The organism is Clostridium sp. HCS.1 (assembly GCF_047900555.1).
Classification (GTDB): domain Bacteria; phylum Bacillota; class Clostridia; order Clostridiales; family Clostridiaceae; genus Clostridium.
The window spans coordinates 1,725,877-1,742,528 of sequence record NZ_CP170704.1 but is presented as its reverse complement, the minus strand read 5'-3'; the positions used below and the strand labels follow the sequence as shown (position 1 = coordinate 1,742,528).

Annotated in this window: 19 protein-coding genes; 3 read left to right on the top strand and 16 right to left on the bottom strand. The window is 28.6% G+C overall.

Annotation, left to right across the window (positions count from 1 at the left end; all coding sequences use genetic code 11):
- The 7 genes from rnc to pta all read right to left on the bottom strand — a co-directional run bounded on the left by rnc (window position 1) and on the right by pta (window position 5,304).
- The gene (gene rnc, locus ACFYH6_RS08335) at window positions 1-690 is read right to left on the bottom strand and encodes a ribonuclease III (protein WP_316342689.1); all 690 of its coding nucleotides are present in this window, start codon (window positions 688-690) and stop codon (window positions 1-3) included.
- A 127-nt stretch (window positions 691-817) separates the two neighbouring features.
- Entirely contained in the window at window positions 818-1,048 is a 231-nt protein-coding gene (gene acpP, locus ACFYH6_RS08330; protein ID WP_291709402.1) for an acyl carrier protein, read from the bottom strand.
- Between the two features lie 76 nt (window positions 1,049-1,124).
- Entirely contained in the window at window positions 1,125-2,126 is a 1,002-nt protein-coding gene (plsX, locus tag ACFYH6_RS08325; protein WP_316342688.1) for a phosphate acyltransferase PlsX, read from the bottom strand.
- Window positions 2,127-2,180: 54 nt separating this feature from the next.
- On the bottom strand, window positions 2,181-2,366 hold the full coding sequence (gene rpmF / locus ACFYH6_RS08320; RefSeq protein WP_008678357.1) for a 50S ribosomal protein L32: 186 nt from the start codon (window positions 2,364-2,366) through the stop codon (window positions 2,181-2,183).
- Between the two features lie 2 nt (window positions 2,367-2,368).
- Entirely contained in the window at window positions 2,369-2,878 is a 510-nt protein-coding gene (locus tag ACFYH6_RS08315; protein WP_316342687.1) for a DUF177 domain-containing protein, read from the bottom strand.
- A 200-nt stretch (window positions 2,879-3,078) separates the two neighbouring features.
- Window positions 3,079-4,275, bottom strand: a complete 1,197-nt coding sequence (locus ACFYH6_RS08310) for an acetate kinase (protein ID WP_316342686.1) — start codon at window positions 4,273-4,275, stop codon at window positions 3,079-3,081.
- A gap of 27 nt (window positions 4,276-4,302) precedes the next feature.
- Window positions 4,303-5,304, bottom strand: coding sequence for a phosphate acetyltransferase (pta, locus tag ACFYH6_RS08305; RefSeq protein WP_316342685.1), 1,002 nt, complete (start codon window positions 5,302-5,304; stop codon window positions 4,303-4,305).
- Between the two features lie 238 nt (window positions 5,305-5,542).
- Between pta and ACFYH6_RS08300 the strand changes: the two genes are divergently transcribed.
- On the top strand, window positions 5,543-6,745 hold the full coding sequence (locus ACFYH6_RS08300) for a nucleotidyltransferase (protein WP_316342684.1): 1,203 nt from the start codon (window positions 5,543-5,545) through the stop codon (window positions 6,743-6,745).
- A 48-nt stretch (window positions 6,746-6,793) separates the two neighbouring features.
- A complete protein-coding gene (gene ylbJ, locus ACFYH6_RS08295; protein WP_316342683.1) occupies window positions 6,794-7,981 on the top strand; it encodes a sporulation integral membrane protein YlbJ in 1,188 nt (395 codons plus the stop codon).
- Here ylbJ and ACFYH6_RS08290 read toward each other — a convergent pair.
- The 6 genes from ACFYH6_RS08290 to ACFYH6_RS08265 all read right to left on the bottom strand — a co-directional run bounded on the left by ACFYH6_RS08290 (window position 7,967) and on the right by ACFYH6_RS08265 (window position 13,813).
- Window positions 7,967-8,503, bottom strand: a complete 537-nt coding sequence (locus ACFYH6_RS08290; RefSeq protein WP_316342682.1) for an ATPase — start codon at window positions 8,501-8,503, stop codon at window positions 7,967-7,969. The genes ylbJ and ACFYH6_RS08290 overlap by 15 nt on opposite strands.
- A 29-nt stretch (window positions 8,504-8,532) precedes the next feature.
- Window positions 8,533-9,006: a pantetheine-phosphate adenylyltransferase gene (gene coaD, locus ACFYH6_RS08285; RefSeq protein ID WP_316342692.1), complete on the bottom strand. Its 474-nt coding sequence runs from the start codon at window positions 9,004-9,006 to the stop codon at window positions 8,533-8,535.
- A 17-nt stretch (window positions 9,007-9,023) separates the two neighbouring features.
- Window positions 9,024-9,578, bottom strand: a complete 555-nt coding sequence (gene rsmD / locus ACFYH6_RS08280; protein ID WP_316342681.1) for a 16S rRNA (guanine(966)-N(2))-methyltransferase RsmD — start codon at window positions 9,576-9,578, stop codon at window positions 9,024-9,026.
- Between the two features lie 64 nt (window positions 9,579-9,642).
- Complete coding sequence (gene recG, locus ACFYH6_RS08275) at window positions 9,643-11,673, bottom strand: ATP-dependent DNA helicase RecG (protein ID WP_416179481.1); 2,031 nt, start codon at window positions 11,671-11,673, stop codon at window positions 9,643-9,645.
- 140 nt (window positions 11,674-11,813) lie between these two features.
- On the bottom strand, window positions 11,814-13,454 hold the full coding sequence (locus ACFYH6_RS08270) for a DAK2 domain-containing protein (protein ID WP_416179482.1): 1,641 nt from the start codon (window positions 13,452-13,454) through the stop codon (window positions 11,814-11,816).
- An 11-nt stretch (window positions 13,455-13,465) separates the two neighbouring features.
- Window positions 13,466-13,813: an Asp23/Gls24 family envelope stress response protein gene (locus ACFYH6_RS08265; RefSeq protein ID WP_316342678.1), complete on the bottom strand. Its 348-nt coding sequence runs from the start codon at window positions 13,811-13,813 to the stop codon at window positions 13,466-13,468.
- Between the two features lie 237 nt (window positions 13,814-14,050).
- Here ACFYH6_RS08265 and rpmB point away from each other — a divergent pair, with 237 nt between their 5' ends.
- Complete coding sequence (gene rpmB, locus ACFYH6_RS08260) at window positions 14,051-14,242, top strand: 50S ribosomal protein L28 (RefSeq protein ID WP_008678335.1); 192 nt, start codon at window positions 14,051-14,053, stop codon at window positions 14,240-14,242.
- A gap of 226 nt (window positions 14,243-14,468) precedes the next feature.
- Here rpmB and ACFYH6_RS08255 read toward each other — a convergent pair whose 3' ends face one another.
- From ACFYH6_RS08255 to rsgA, 3 genes are read right to left on the bottom strand one after another with little or no spacing between them, the layout of a single operon-like run.
- The gene (locus tag ACFYH6_RS08255; protein WP_416179483.1) at window positions 14,469-15,104 is read right to left on the bottom strand and encodes a thiamine diphosphokinase; all 636 of its coding nucleotides are present in this window, start codon (window positions 15,102-15,104) and stop codon (window positions 14,469-14,471) included.
- 4 nt (window positions 15,105-15,108) lie between these two features.
- Window positions 15,109-15,753 (bottom strand): ribulose-phosphate 3-epimerase, encoded by a 645-nt coding sequence (rpe, locus tag ACFYH6_RS08250; RefSeq protein WP_316342676.1) that lies wholly within the window; start codon window positions 15,751-15,753, stop codon window positions 15,109-15,111.
- Window positions 15,747-16,616, bottom strand: coding sequence for a ribosome small subunit-dependent GTPase A (gene rsgA, locus ACFYH6_RS08245; protein WP_416179484.1), 870 nt, complete (start codon window positions 16,614-16,616; stop codon window positions 15,747-15,749). Before rsgA ends, rpe begins: the two co-directional genes overlap by 7 nt.
- Window positions 16,617-16,652 lie beyond the last annotated feature (36 nt).

Sequence of the window (16,652 nt, the reverse complement as noted above, 5' to 3'; positions counted from 1 at the left end):
TTATCCCTCCAAAGACTTTAATGCTTCCTTAGCTGCATTTTGTTCTGATTCTTTTTTACTATATCCTTCCCCTGCTCCTAGTTCTTTATCGTCAACTATAACAGAAGTATAGAATTTTCTTCTATGAGGAGGTCCCTCATATTTTAAAAGTTCATATACTATACTAACTTCTCCTGACTTTTGCATCTCTTCTTGAAGTTTAGTTTTATAATCTAAAATAATATCATTATTTATAGCTTTTTCAATTATTTCTCTAAAATGACCTAATATATAATCTTTAACAAATTCTAATCCCTTATCTAAATAAATTGCAGCAAGTAAAGCTTCAACTGAGTCAGCTATAATAGAAACTCTTTCTCTTCCTCCAGTTAATTCTTCTCCCTTACTCATTCTAATGAAATAACCTAAATTTAATTTCTTTCCTATTTCATACAGTGAATTTTCACAAACAATTAAACTTCTTATTTTAGTTAACTCACCTTCGCTTTTATTTTTATAATTTAAAAATAAATATTCAGTAATACATAATTGAAGTATTGAATCTCCTAAGAATTCAAATCTTTCGTTATATTCCTCATCTTTATGTTGATTTGCATATGAACTATGAGTTAATGCAGTTTTCAGAACTCTTGGTTCATTAAAATTAACTCCTATATACTCTTCAACTTCACTAATATTAAACTTTGCCATCCTTTACAACTCCTCAAAGTTTATTCTTCAATTTGCTTATTATATAAGCTTTTATAAAACAAATTCAAGAATAAACTAATTTAATTTTAATTTTAAATATAAAATCCCGCACTTTTGCGGGATTAAATTACTCTTCTACGTGATTTTTTAAATACTTAACTACATCTCCAACAGTTTTAAAGCCTTCTGCTTCTTCATCTGGAATTTCAGTATCTAATTCATCTTCTAAAGCCATCATAAGTTCAACTAAATCTAATGAATCTGCATTTAAATCATCAAGGAAAGAAGAGTCCATTGTAATTTCATCTTCATTAATACTTAACTTTTCTGCTATAATTTCTCTAACCTTTTCGAACATTTAAATCACCTCCTACATACATCATTTAGATAATATTATATATTATTTATCTAGTCAATATACATATTGGTATTTATTATATATTATTTTGTATCTCTTCTTTAATTTTTTCAAGAACACCGTTATCATAAAAAGTTTTTGTTTGTCTTATAGCATTTTTAAATGCCTTCCCATCTGAACTTCCATGAGCTTTAATACAAATACCATCTACGCCTAAAAATGGAGCTCCACCTACTTCTTTATAATCAAATTTAACCTTTAATTTATTAAAAACAGGCTTTAATAATACAGCTCCTATTTTACTTATTAATCCACTTGCTAAAATTTCTTCTTTTATCATTCCAAGTAATGTAGAGGCAACCCCTTCGTACATCTTTAATAGTGTATTACCTACGAAGCCATCACAAACTAAAACTTTTGTATTTCCTTTTGATGTCTCTCTCGGTTCTACATTACCAACAAAGTTTAAATCCTTTTCTTCTTTTAGAAGTTTATGAGCAGCCTTTGTTAATTCGTTTCCTTTTTCCTCTTCTGCTCCAATATTAACAAGACCAATTGAAGGATTTTCGTCTCCTAAAACCCCTTGATAATATATTTTCCCCATCTTTGCAAATTGAACTAAATAATTTGGTTTACAATCAACGTTTGCACCAGCATCAACAATCATAAAACTTCCGTTTTTCCCTGGCATTATAGGAGCAAGGGCTGGTCTTTCAATACCTTTAATTCTACCTACTACTAGTGTACAACCTGCTAAAAAAGCGCCTGTGCTACCACCTGATATTACAGCATCACATTCTTTATCCTTTACAAGCTTTAAAGCTTTATATAAACTTGAATCTTTTTTCTTCTTTAAAGCCATTACAGGATGTTCATTTGGTGAAATTACTTCTCTAGCATCTATTATCTTGACTAAAGATTTATCATAAGTATAATTCTTTAATTCATCTTCTATTTGTTCTTTTGGTCCTGTTATGTAGTACTCTATTCCTTGGTATTCATTAATAGACTTAATAACTCCTTCAACTACAGCCTTAGGTGCGTTATCTCCACCCATTCCATCTATAGCTATTTTCATAAACCTTCACCCCTTTTCCTTATATATAAAGAAAAGAAAGTCATTAGACTTTCTTTATTCTTCTACAGAAGCAACTACTTCTTTACCTTTATAGAATCCACAGTTCTTGCAAACTCTGTGAGCTAACTTCATTTCATGACATTGTGGACATTCAACTATTCCAGGTAAGCTCGCCTTAAAAGTTTGAGCTCTTCTTGAATTTCTCTTTGCTCTATATGTTTTTCTCGCAGGATTTCCCATTACTACACCTCCTTATTTCCAAATAGCTCTTGTAACTTCGCCAGTCTTAAGTCTACATCATTTGTTTCACAATGACAAGAACCTTCATTAAGATTTTTACCACATTGGTGACAAAGTCCTTTACAGCTATCTGCACAAAGTCTCTTAATAGGCAAGGTTGAAATAATAATATTTTCAACTGTTTTAGCAATATCAAAAGTATCGCTATCTACAAAAATAATTTCTTCATCATCTTGAAGTTCCTTATTATTTGTAAACCTTTCTTCTATATCAATATCTATTGGATAGATAAAGGCCTCTAGGCACCTTGAACAATGCAGTTTCAATTTCGTTTTTATTGAAGCTCTTAGAGTTAAAACATCTCCAACAGAGGTAACATCTCCAACTACATTTAAATCTTCTACAGCTTCTATTTTTTCTCCATCAAAATAAAGTGGAGCTAATTCATATGTTATATTAACTTCTTTTTTTCTATTTTTTGATGAAATAAGATCTGAAAATTGTATAATCATATGTACTTGCTCTAGACCCTGTCCTCATATCCTTCTGGATACATTATGTACGGTATGTACATAGCTTGAGCCAAGCTTTATTTCACTCCTTAGATAAATATTTGCCGAATAAACACAATTTATTATATAAAGTGCATGATTAAAAGTCAAGTGATTTTACATAAATAACTCAACTAATAATTATGCACTTAGTAAATTAATTATTTAATTAATTCAACTGTATCTCTTGCTATAACTAATTCTTCATTAGTTGGAATTACAAATGCTTTAACTTTGCATCCTTCTTTTGAAATTTCTCTAACTTTTCCTCTAACATTATTTCTTTCTTTATCTACTTCAACCCCAAGGAATTCTAAACCTGTAAGTATAGATTCTCTAGTTTCTGGTCCATTTTCACCTACACCAGCTGTAAATACTATTGCATCTACACCACCCATAATAGCAGCATAAGATCCAATTGTAGCTCTAACCTTATATTCAAATATAGCAAGAGCTAGTTTTGCTCTATGAACATTTTCTTTAAATGCAGCATCTTCTATATCTCTAAAATCTGAACTAATTCCTGATATTCCAAGAACACCTGACTTTTTGTTTAATAAGTCATTTACTTCATCAGCTGATAAGCCTTCTTCTTTCATTAAGAAAGTAACTATTGCAGGATCTATATTACCAGATCTTGTTCCCATAGCTACGCCTTCAAGTGGTGTGAATCCCATTGATGTATCAATAGAAACTCCATTTTTAATTGCAGCTAAGCTTGCACCATTACCTAAGTGACAAGTTATTATTTTTAAATCTTTTATATCTTTTCCCATAACTTCTGCTACTTTTTGAGAAACATATTTATGAGAAGTACCATGGAATCCATATTTTCTTATTCCATGTTTTGTGTATAAATCATATGGAAGCGCATAAAGATATGCTTCTTCTGGCATTGTTCCATGGAAGGCAGTATCGAAAACAGCTACCATTGGAGTGTTAGGCATTAGTTCTTCACAAGCTTCTATTCCTATCATATTTGCTGGATTATGTAAAGGTGCTAATTTAAAGCAGTCTCTAATATAATCTTTTACTTCATTATTTATAAGAACTGAAGATTTGTATTTTTCACCACCATGAACAACTCTATGTCCAACAGCTGTGATTTCATCCATTGAAGATATAACTCCATTTTCCTTATCTACTAGTGCATCTAAAACTAATTTTATAGCAACTTTATGGTCTGACATTGGTTGCTTAACTATATATTTTTCTCTACCTTCTACTTTTTGAGTTAATACTGAACCCTCAATTCCTATTCTTTCTACAAGTCCTTGTGCTAAAGACTCCTCCGTTGTCATATCAATTAATTGATACTTAAGCGATGAACTACCGCAATTGATAACTAAAACTTTCATTTGTATTATACTCCTTCCTAATGGATATTATTTTTGAGCTTGAGCTTGAACTGCTGTTAATGCAACAACATTAACTATATCTTCAGAACTACATCCTCTTGATAAATCATTTATTGGTTTTGCAAAACCTTGACACATAGGTCCAATAGCTTCTGCATTTGCAAATCTTTGAACTAATTTATATCCTATATTTCCACTTTGTAAATCTGGGAAAATTAAAACATTAGCTTTTCCAGCTACATTGCTATTTGGTGCCTTTTGAGCTGCTACTTTGTCTACTATAGCTGCATCTAATTGTAATTCACCATCTATTTGTAAATCTGGTCTTAATTCTTTAGCAAGTTCTGTTGCTCTTCTAACTTTGTCTACCATTTCGTGATCTGCACTTCCCATAGTTGAGAAAGATAGCATAGCTACTCTTGGCTCCATTTTGCAAAGATTTCTTGCAGTATCAGCTGTAGCAATAGCTATAGCTGCTAATTGTTCATATGTTGGGTTAGGATTAACTGCACAGTCTGAGAATAATAACATACCCTCTTCACCATATTTTGATCCTGGAACCATCATAATGAAGAAACTTGATACTACTGAAACACCTGGAGCAGTCTTTATAACTTGAAGACCTGGTCTTAGTAAATCTCCTGTAGTATGTACTGCACCTGAAACCATTCCATCTGCATCATTTAGTTTAACCATCATTGTCCCAAAATATAATGGATCTCTAACTATTTTTTGTGCTTTTTCTAAAGTCATACCTTTGTTTTTTCTTAATTCATAAAACTCGTTTACATATGCCTCAAGTCTATCTGATTTATTTGGGTCTATTATTTCTACACCGTCTAAATTAACAGTTAATTCTCTAGCTTTTTCCTCAATTTTGTCTTTATCACCAACTAAAATTACATAAGCTAAACCTAGCTCTTGTATCTTTTGAGCTGCAACTATAGTTCTTTCCTCATCACCTTCTGGAAGAACTATCTTTCTTTTATCAGCTTTTGCTGATTCCCATAATTTTTTCATCAGTTCCATAATAAACTTCTCCTTTCAAAAAAAGTATGAACTTCTTTCCATAATCTAATATACTCCTAAATAACTATATTTTTCAACCTTAAATAATCAAAAGTTTTAATTCTTTTTATTCAAAATTTTCTCAATATTCTAAAGTTAAGCTTAAGTTTATTAAATATTTAACAATGTAATATAAATGCTATATTAATAAAACTTATATGATATAATAATTTTATCTTTCCCATTAAGGAGTGTATTTATGAATATAACAGGAATAATTACTGAATATAACCCTTTTCACAACGGGCACTTATATCATCTTAGTACAGCAAAAAAAGTAACAAATTGTGATGCTATAGTTTGTATTATGAGTGGAAACTTTGTACAAAGGGGCGAACCAGCAATAATAGACAAGTGGAAAAGAGCTGAAATGGCTTTATTAAATGGAGTTGATTTAATTATTGAACTTCCTACTTTCTATGCAGTATCTTCAGCTGAATTTTTTGCTAAGGGTGCTATAAATATTCTAGACCGCCTTGGAGTTGTTAATAATATTTTTTTTGGAAGTGAATGTGGTGATATAGATTTACTATATAAGATAGCTAGAATATTAACCAATGAACCAAAGGATCTTAAACTAAAAATTAAAGAAAATTTAAAATCAGGCATTACATATGCAAAGGCTAGAGAAAAAGCTTTAATTGATATTTTAAATGAAGATTCTCTAAATGAGGTTCTTTCAAATTCAAACAATATACTTGGAATTGAATATATTAAGGCTATTATTAAATGTAATAGCAATATAAATCCTTTAACAATGAAGAGAGAGGGATCTAAGTACAACGACAAGAAGCTAAGCACTATATTTTCTTCTGCTACAAGTATTAGAGAAAATATTAAGAATGGATTTAACCTTAATTCACTAGAGCCTTATATGCCATCTCCTTCTTTAGAAATCCTTAAATCTTTAGCAAATAATAATTATCCTTTTATTTTTGAAGAAAATATGTATAGATATATTAAGTATAGATTACTAACAAATTGCATAAATTTTAACAATCTTTTTGAAGTAAAAGAAGGAATTGATAATAAATTTATTAAAGAAATTTATAATTCCTCCTCCTACGAAGATTTAATTTTAAAGGCAAAAAGTAAAAGATATACTTACACAAAAATTTCTAGATTATTATGTCAATTATTTTTTTCACTAGATAATTATAATTTTAATGAATTATTACAAGATGATAATCTTTATGCAAGAGTTCTTGGATTTAATGATAAAGGAAGGCAAATTTTAAAGGAAATGAAAAAGAAATCTACAATTCCTATTATCACAAAGGTTCCAAAAAATATTGATAATAAGCTTTTGCAATTGGATATTCAATGTACTAAGGCTTATTCAATTTTAAACCACAAAGTAAATCCACTAAGTGATTATTTACTTTCACCTATAATAAAATAATAATATTAAAAAGTCATAAGCATATAAATACTATAGGAGGTTAAATTCATGATTAGTATTTATATTTTATGGCTTTTAATTTTTATTCTTGTCACTATTTTACTTAAACTTTTAAATGTGAAAAAAAATTTTATTATATGTTTTTTAATTACTATTTTTATAATTATATTTGTAATTAATTTAAAAACTAGTATAAACGCTGCTATAAATGGCTTAAAACTTGTTATTAATGCCATATTACCTACTATTTTCCCTTTTAGTGTAATATGTAATTTACTAATATGTTATGATGGGATAACTCTTTATTCTAAAATACTTGGACCATTGATTTGTAAACCACTGGGGCTTTCTAAAAGTTCTTCTTTTCCAATAGCAGCTAGTTTTATTTGTGGGTATCCTTTAGGAGCAAAATATTCTTCTGATATTTATAACTTAGGATATATACATAAAGATGAATATGAAAGGCTTCTAAACATAGCCTCTAACGCTGGTCCCATATTTATTTTAGGAGCTGTTGCTGTTGCTATGCTAAATAACATTAAATATGGTTATATACTTCTTATTGCAAATTATTTATCTACTATTATAGTAGGAATCCTTACAAAAAAAACTTCTAAAAATATAAGTAACGAACTTACACATAACATAGTAAAAAAAGAATTTAATTTTGGAATTAATTTAAAGACTTCTATAGAAGGTGCTATTAATACTACATTAAATGTTGGTGCTTTTGTAATTATTTTCTCTGTAGTTATAAGCATAATTAAAAGCACCACTTCAATAAGTGCTGCTTTTACATTTTTAGAAAACTTATTTAAATTGCCTACTGGAATTATATATAATCTTTTTTTAGGTAGCATTGAATTTACTAATGGATGCAAAATGATATCTGATATAAACTTATCTATAAGCTTAAAATTAAGCTTAATAAGTTTTATATTATGTTTTTCTAGTTTATCTGTTATAGCTCAAGTATCTTCCATTATAAGTGGAGATAATCCAAACCTTAAAAAGTATATCCTACTTAAGCTTCTACAAGGAATACTAGGATTTATAATAACATTTATTTCTAGTAATATTGTATTAATTTCAATACCAACCTTTAGTATTGTACCAGTCTATAGCTATAAATTAGTTATATATAAATTATACATTCCAATAATATTAATATTAAGTATATCTCTTTTGGCTTCTATAACAATAAAATTTATTAAGAGAAAGCTACATTCCTCTTAATTCAGATATGTTATCTTTAATCCTTGAACCAGTTTCATTTAGATTTTCATCTATTTCTTTTGCAACCATTTCAAAGGATTTTTGCATATCTGCAATAAGTTTATTTTTCTTTTCTTCTATTTCTCTATCTAATTGAGATAGTATTTCAGTTGAATACTCCCTTGAACCTATTCTAATTGCCTTAGCATCTCTTTGTGCTAGGGCAATTATTTCATTTGCTCTAATTTTTGCTTCCTTAACTAAATCATGATTTTCTACATTTTGTTTCATCATTTCCATTATTTCACTTTTAGTAGTATCATATTGCTTTTGAGCGTCTTCAAGTATTCTATCCTTCTCATTCATAACCCATTGTGCTTTTCTAATTTGATCCGGTAAATAATTTATTACTTGATCTATTACTTCTAAAAATTCCTTTTTATCTACTATACTTTTACCTGTTATAGGTACCTTTGGTGCAGTTTCTATTAATTCTTCTAAATATTCTAAAAGCTCAATAATATTAACTTCAATTTTATCCATATGCCTACTCCCCCTAGAAAACTCAAATATTAAAACTTCTCCTTAAGCTCTGAAATCAACTCATCAGGCACTAATCCCTTAATGTTTCCTCCAAATTTAGCAACTTGCTTTACTGAAGAGGAACTTACATATGAAAATGCTGATGAAGTCATCATAAATACTGTTTCAATTTCTGAATCAAGTTTAGAATTCATAAGTGCCATTTGAAACTCATATTCAAAATCTGACATAGTTCTAAGACCTTTTAAAATTACTTTTGAATTATGTATCTTTGCAAAATCAACTAATAATCCATCAAAACTTAAAACTTCAACATTTTCTAAATTTTTAGTGACTTTTTTTATTAAATCTACTCTTTCCTCAATAGTAAATAAACAATTTTTATCCACATTAACTAAAACAGCCACAATTACTTTATCGTATATTTTTGCCCCTCTAGTTATTATATCTAAATGCCCATTTGTTATTGGATCAAAACTTCCTGGATAAATAGCAATATTCATTTCTCTCACCTTTTTATTTACTCCTCATTATTATATATACAAACTGTTGTATTTCCATATTTTTTACTTTTTAGTAATTGTATTTCTTTATATCCTTGGTAAATTTCTTCTATTGAATCAATTTTAGTTACTATTATACCACCTTTTTTTAATAGATTACTTTCCTTTATAATTTCAATTGCCTTAGGAATCATCTCCTTACAATAGGGTGGATCTATAAAAATAATATCAAAAACCTTTCCTTTTTTGCTTAACATTTTTAAAGCTTCATAAGAATCTAAATTAAGTGGAAAGCAAAAATCTTGAAATTTTAAATTCTCAACATTTTTCTTTAATATTGGAAAAGTTGTGTTACTTTTATCAACTAAATATACTTCTTTAGCACCTCTACTTGCTGCTTCAAGTCCAAGACTTCCAGTTCCCGCAAATACATCAACAACTACAGAGTCTGGGATATGGTTTTGTATTATACTAAACATAGACTCCTTAACTCTATCTAAAGTTGGTCTAGTTTCCATTGTATCGGGAGGTAATAACTTACGTCCTCTTGCTCTACCTGCTATTATTCTCATTTAATTTCCTCCTTAGGTACTAATAATATAATTCTATCACAAGATTTATTTATATACAATTTATTTAATTAAAACAAATATATCGACTGTATCTTTCAAGGGATTTGGATATTTCATTGCATAATTTTACATTTTCAGCTTCTTTAGAATTAAGTAAATTACTTGCTTCATATCTAGCACATTTTAAAATATCTATATCCTCATATATATCTGAAAGTACTAATCCTATATCTCCACTTTGCCTTAATCCAAACATTTCACCTGCTCCTCTTAACTTTAAGTCTTGTTCTGAAATATAAAATCCATCAGTGGAGCTTGTCATTATTTCCATTCTTTTTTTTGTTTTTTCATTTTTAGCATTTCCTATTAAAATACAATAGGATTCATACTCTCCTCTTCCTACTCTACCTCTTAATTGGTGAAGCTGTGCTAATCCAAATCTTTCTGAATTTTCTATTATCATAATAGAAGCATTAGGAACATTTACACCAACTTCTATAACTGTAGTAGAAATAATAACTTTAACTTCATTTGCTTTAAATAAACCAATAATTTCATCCTTTTCTTTTGGTTTCATCTTTCCATGTAATATCTCTACTCTAATATTTTTAAAGACCTCTTCTTTTAATTCTTCATATAACTTTTCTACAGAATTTAATTCTAACTTTTCATTTTCTTCGATTAAAGGACAAACTATATATACTTGCCTTCCCTTTTTTATTTCATCTAAAGCTAATGAATAAGCTTCCATTCTTTCATTTTCAGAATAAAATCTTGTATCTATCTTTTTTCTTCCAGGAGGAAGTTTATCTATTATTGACACATCTAAATCTGAATACATATATAATGCTAAAGTTCTAGGTATTGGAGTCGCTGTCATTACTAATACATCTGGTCTTCTCGCTTTATTTATCAGTTTATTTCTTTGTTCAACACCAAATCTATGTTGTTCATCTGTTATAACTAACCCCAAATTTTTGAAATCTACATCTTCTTGAATTAATGCATGAGTTCCAATAACAAGCATAGGATTACCTTCTGCTATCTTTTCTTTTATTCTTCTTTTTTCTTTTAAGCTAGTACTTCCTGTTAAAATTTCTACATCCAAATTAAAATCCTTATAAATTTTTAATGCTTCTAAATAATGTTGATTAGCTAAAATTTCAGTAGGTGCCATTAAAGCTCCTTGATAACCATTTTTCAAAACATTAAATATTGCTATTAATGCTACTATGGTTTTTCCACTACCTACATCTCCTTGCACCAACCTATTCATAGAATATTTACTTTTTTGATCCCTTAAAATATCCCTTACAACATTAGTTTGTGCATCTGTTAATTTAAAAGGTAAACTTTCCTTTAAATCCCTTAATTCATCATGCCAATAAAATGATATTCCATCATTACTTCTTAATTTATTTTTAAGTAACAATAACTTCATAGAGTAAGTAAAGAGCTCTTGAAATTTCAGTCTTGATATAGCATTGTTTAACTCCAACTTTCCCTTTGGGAAATGTATATCTCTAATTGCCGTATCTAAGTCAATCATTTTATATCTATCTAAAATATCCTTTGGTAAATTATCAGTAATAATAACACTATCTAATACTTGATTGATTATTTTTCCAATTACCTTATCATTTAAATCTCCCTTTAAAGGGTACTTAGGTATTATTTCACTTTTTTTAGCATCATTACAACCAACAATAGGATTAATTACCTCTAACGCTTTTCCATTTCTTTTAAATTTACCTACTAAATCATAAGTAGTATTAATATGAAAGTTATTTTTTATATATCTTTGATTAAACCATTTACCTAAAACAATATGACCTTTATAATCGAATTTTATTGTTGATATTATCTTACCAGTTTTTGTTTTTATATCTCTATCATAGCCTATAACCCTACAACTTAATATTTGCTTTTCTTCGCCATCAATTTCATCAAACTCTACGTCACCTTTTATAAACTCGTAATCTCTTGGAAAGTATAAAAGTAAATCATATATTGTAAAAATACCACATTTATTTAACTTTTCAGTAAGCTTAGGACCTACCCCCCTCAAAGTTGAGACTTCCATTGATATATTCATTTACTCACCTCAAAATTTATTTACTAAATATTTATTTTGTTATTATTATCATAAAATAAATACCATATAATTAAAGAAAAAACTCCTTTCGGAGTTTTAATTCTTTTTAATTTGGAGCTAATAAAGAAGCTCCCTTTATATTATTCTACTGACATTAAGAAATAGTAAAGAGGTTGTGCTCCCCTATAACATTGAACATCTAAATCTTCGTATTTTTCTTCTATTTTACTAGCAAATTCATTTGCTTCTTCTTCAGAAACATCTGCACCATATAATATAGTAATAAGTTCACTTTCATCATCTATCATTTCAGCTAAAACTTCCTCTGCTACATCAGAATAAGATGATCCAACTTTCTTAATTTTTCCTTCAATCAGTCCAAGCATATTGCCTTCTTTAATTTCTATGCCATCCATTTCTGTATCCCTTACTGCATAAGTTACAGAACCTGTTTTAACCATATCAATTGTTTCTTTTAAAGCTTCTTCATTTTCATCAACTTCCACTTCAGAATTAAACATTGTAACACAAGTAATTCCTTGTGGTATTGAAGTTGTTGGTATTACTCTTACATCTTTATCAGAAATTTCAGCAGCTTGATTTGCAGACATTATTATATTTTTATTATTTGGTAATACAAATATATGCTCTGCATTTAATTTAGCAATACATTCTATTATATCTTGTGTAGAAGGGTTCATAGTTTGACCACCTTCTATTACATAATCTACTCCTAAATCCTTAAATATGTTTGTAATTCCTTCTCCCATTGCCACTGCAACAAAAGCATATTTTTTCTTTTCAACTACTACTTCTTCTTTATTTTCTTCTTTAAGTTTATATTCTTCTTTTGATAAAAGAACTTCTCTATGCTCTTCTCTCATATTATCAATCTTAATTTTAGATAATTCTCCTAATTGAACTGCCTTAGCTAATACAGCTCCTGGATCATTAGTATGGATATGTACTTTTATAACATCTTCATATCCAACTACAACTTGTGAGTCGCCCATAGGTATTATATCATTTCTAAAATTATCTGCCTTGCTAGCATCTGCTAAAATAATAAATTCAGTACAGTAACCAAATTTAATATCTATATCTTCAGTGCCTTGAGCACCTTGCATCTTAGCTTCTGATGGTTTTATATCTTTAATTTCAGCTTTAATATCATCTCTTAATGCTTCAAGCATTCCCTTTAATATAATATATAATCCCATTCCACCTGAATCTACTACTTTTGCTTTCTTAAGAGCTGGTAAAAGTTCTGGTGTCTTATCAAGCATAACCTTTGCTTCTTTAACAACAACATCCATTAATCCAACTATATCTTTAACATCTGTATCTATTGCCGCTTCAGATGCTGCTCTTATTACTGAAAGTATAGTTCCTTCTGTAGGTCTCATAACAGCCTTATATGCAGCTTTACTACCTTCTTGGAATGCTATAGCAAGTTCAACTGAATCTACTGATGTTTTTCCTTCTAATCCCTTTGAAATTCCTCTAAGTATTTGTGAAAGAATAACTCCTGAATTTCCTCTTGCTCCCATTAAAGCTCCCTTAGCAAGCTTTTTTGATGCCTCTCCAATAGATTCTGTATTTAATCCTTCTATTTCTTTAACAGCTGCTTTAAATGTAGCAGACATATTAGTTCCTGTATCTCCATCTGGAACTGGGAATACATTCAATGAGTTAACATACTCACTTTCTTCTAACAATATATTGCTAGCATTAACAACCATGTTATAAAAATCATGGCCATTTATTGTCTGATATTTCATCTTTTTACCTCCTAGACTCTCACTGCTTGAACATTTACTGTAACAGATGAAACTTTTAATCCAGTAAAGTTTTCCACACTATAACGTACCTTTTGTATTATGTTATTTGCTATTTCAGAAATTTTAGTTCCATATTCAACCATAACAAATAATTCAACTACTAATTTATCATTATCAAATTTTAGCTTAACGCCTTTACTTAAATTTTCTATTCTCATTAATTCCCATAATCCTTCAGTTGCATTCTTGGAAACCATTCCTACCACGCCATAGCATTCCATAGTTGATAAACCAACTATTTTTGCAAGCACCTCTTCAGAGTAATGTATATTTCCAAGTTCATTTGAATATCCTACCATATAGAAACCTCCTTATCAATATCTATACACTATATTTTATATTACTTGTATTTATTATTCAAGTAAATATTACTAAGCTTAGTATATGAAGATATTATAAAATATATTAAAGCCTTGATTTTAAAAGTTTTTTTACTTTTTTCTTATTTCCCCTTGCTTTTATAAGGGGTACTATGTTAAAATTTAATCTGTCCTATTGAAGAGAAATTATCTTCAAAAACAAGGAGGTGTTTTCAAGTGGCAAGAAGATGCGAAGTTTGTAATAAAGGTGTAGTATCTGGAACTCAATACTCCCACTCACATCGTCAATCAAAGAGAACTTGGGCTCCTAACATAAAGAGAGTAAAGGCTTTAGTTAATGGAACACCAAAAACAGTTCATGTATGTACAAGATGCCTTAGATCTGGTAAGGTTCAAAGAGCAATATAAGTTCAAATAAAAAATGCAATTGTTTAACAATTGCATTTTTTATTTTTAATACATTATAATTTTGTTTTTCATATGTATTATCTTTTTCTTCTAAAAAATTTAATTAAATTAGATAAAAACTTAGGTAATTTTATAGCTATTATCTTCATATTTAAACCTCCATAAAAAAATCACTCATCTCTTATATACATTGTATGCAAATAAATAAAATGAGTGATTAATTTTTTTAGTCATTTGTATAAAGAATCATTACTATTCCACTATCAAAAGTTATTTTTATTTCTTCTTCTAAAAATTCATTAGATGTAGTTATGCTATCACCTAATTTCAAATTAAAGTTAGTCAAATTATACTTAGCTCCACTTATATTAAAGTTTTTGACTTCATCACAATAAGCTTGAAAAGAAATAGTATCACCTTTATTTCCTTTTAAAGTAATTGGTTTATCAGTTAGAAAAATATAATTATTATCATCAATAATTTTAACTTTTATAGCTTTCTTTAACCCTCTTAACATAAGGCCAAAGTTACTTAGTGAATGATCATATCTAGTTCCAGTTGCACCTAATAATATTATTTCATCTGCTCCCTTTTCCACAGCCAAATTATAGGAAATTTCAGTATCTGTATAATCTTTTTCTCTTTTAAACTTTATTTTTTTTAAAGCTTTTTCTTCTATTGAATTTATTATATCCTCATTTGCAGAATCAAAATCTCCTAAAATATAATCTGGTGTTATGTCATATTTATATAATACTTCACAGCCTTTATCTGCACCAATAATCATATCTGCATCTTTTAATTCTCTAAACAACAAAGACTTTGATGGTTCTTTTCCACCTGATATAATTAAAACTTTCATTAAACTATCCTCTTATTGCTTCTATATTTTCTTTAAGGTTTCCATCACCAAATATAGCAGATCCAGCAACTAATACATTTGCACCAGCTTCAATTAATTCTTTAGAGTTGTTCTTATCAACTCCTCCATCTACTTCTATAAGCAAGTCCTTATTTACATTAAGGCTCATTTCTTTTATTTCTCTCACTTTATTTAAAGAGTATGGAATAAACTTTTGCCCTCCAAAGCCTGGATTAACTGACATTATTAATACTAAGTCTAATTTTTCTATTATATCTTTTAATACATAAGTTGGTGTGCCTGGATTTAATGAAACTCCTGCTTTAACTCCTTTAGACTTAATATATTCAACCGCTCTATCTATATGTTTTTCTGCTTCATAATGGATAGTTATAATATCTGCTCCTGCATTAACAAAATCATCAATATATCTTGATGGATTTTCTACCATTAAATGAACATCAAATACCTTATTTGTTTTATTTCTAATAGATTTTATTACTGGTATCCCAATAGTAATATTAGGTACAAAATTTCCATCCATTACATCTATGTGAATGTAATCAGCTCCTGCTTCATCTACTTTTATAACTTCTTCACCTAACTTTGAAAAATCTGCTGATAATATTGATGGTGATATTTTTACCATTTGTACTTTTCCCCCTCTTGTAACTCTTCTAATATTCTAATATAAAATTCATACCTATATTCGTTGATTTTTCCTTCATTTAATGCTTTTTTCACTGCGCATTGTGGTTCTTTATTATGAAGGCATCCTCTAAATTTACAGCTATGATTATATTCTTCAAATTCTGGAAAACTATATCTAAGATTTTCTTTATCCATAAAGCTAATATCTATATTAGAAAATCCAGGACTATCTACTAAATATCCATTTTCTATTTCAATAAGCTCGCTATGTCTAGTTGTATGTTTTCCTCTACCAATTTTTTCAGAAACCACACCAGTTTCCATATGGCTTCTATTTATAAGAGTATTTATAAGTGTTGATTTACCTGCTCCAGAAGGTCCACATAATACTGTTTCTTCACCAGATAATTTTTCTTTAAGCAATTCTATTCCTATCCCTTTTTTTGCATTTATAAATAAAACCTCATATCCAATATCATTTATTTTTCTTTTTACTTCTTCTTTTTCTTCTTCTGAAGCTAAATCCATTTTATTTAAACATACTATAGAATTAATATTCTTATATTCACATAAAATTAAAAATCTATTTAAAAGGTCAAAGTTTATATCTGGATTTTTTATTGCAAATACTACAAAAGCTTGAGTAACATTTGCCACAGTAGGTCTTATTAACTCTGAGGTTCTATCAAGTATATCCTCAATTACCCCCTTGCCATTAGATACATTAATAAGCACATTATCTCCTACCATAGGCTTCATATCCTTGTGCCTAAATTTTCCTCTAGCCTTACACTCTATAACCTCATCTTTAGTTTTAACATAGTAAAACCCACCGATTCCTTTTATTATTTTTCCTTCCATAATTCCTCCAAATAATTTTATCTTCATATTTATAAT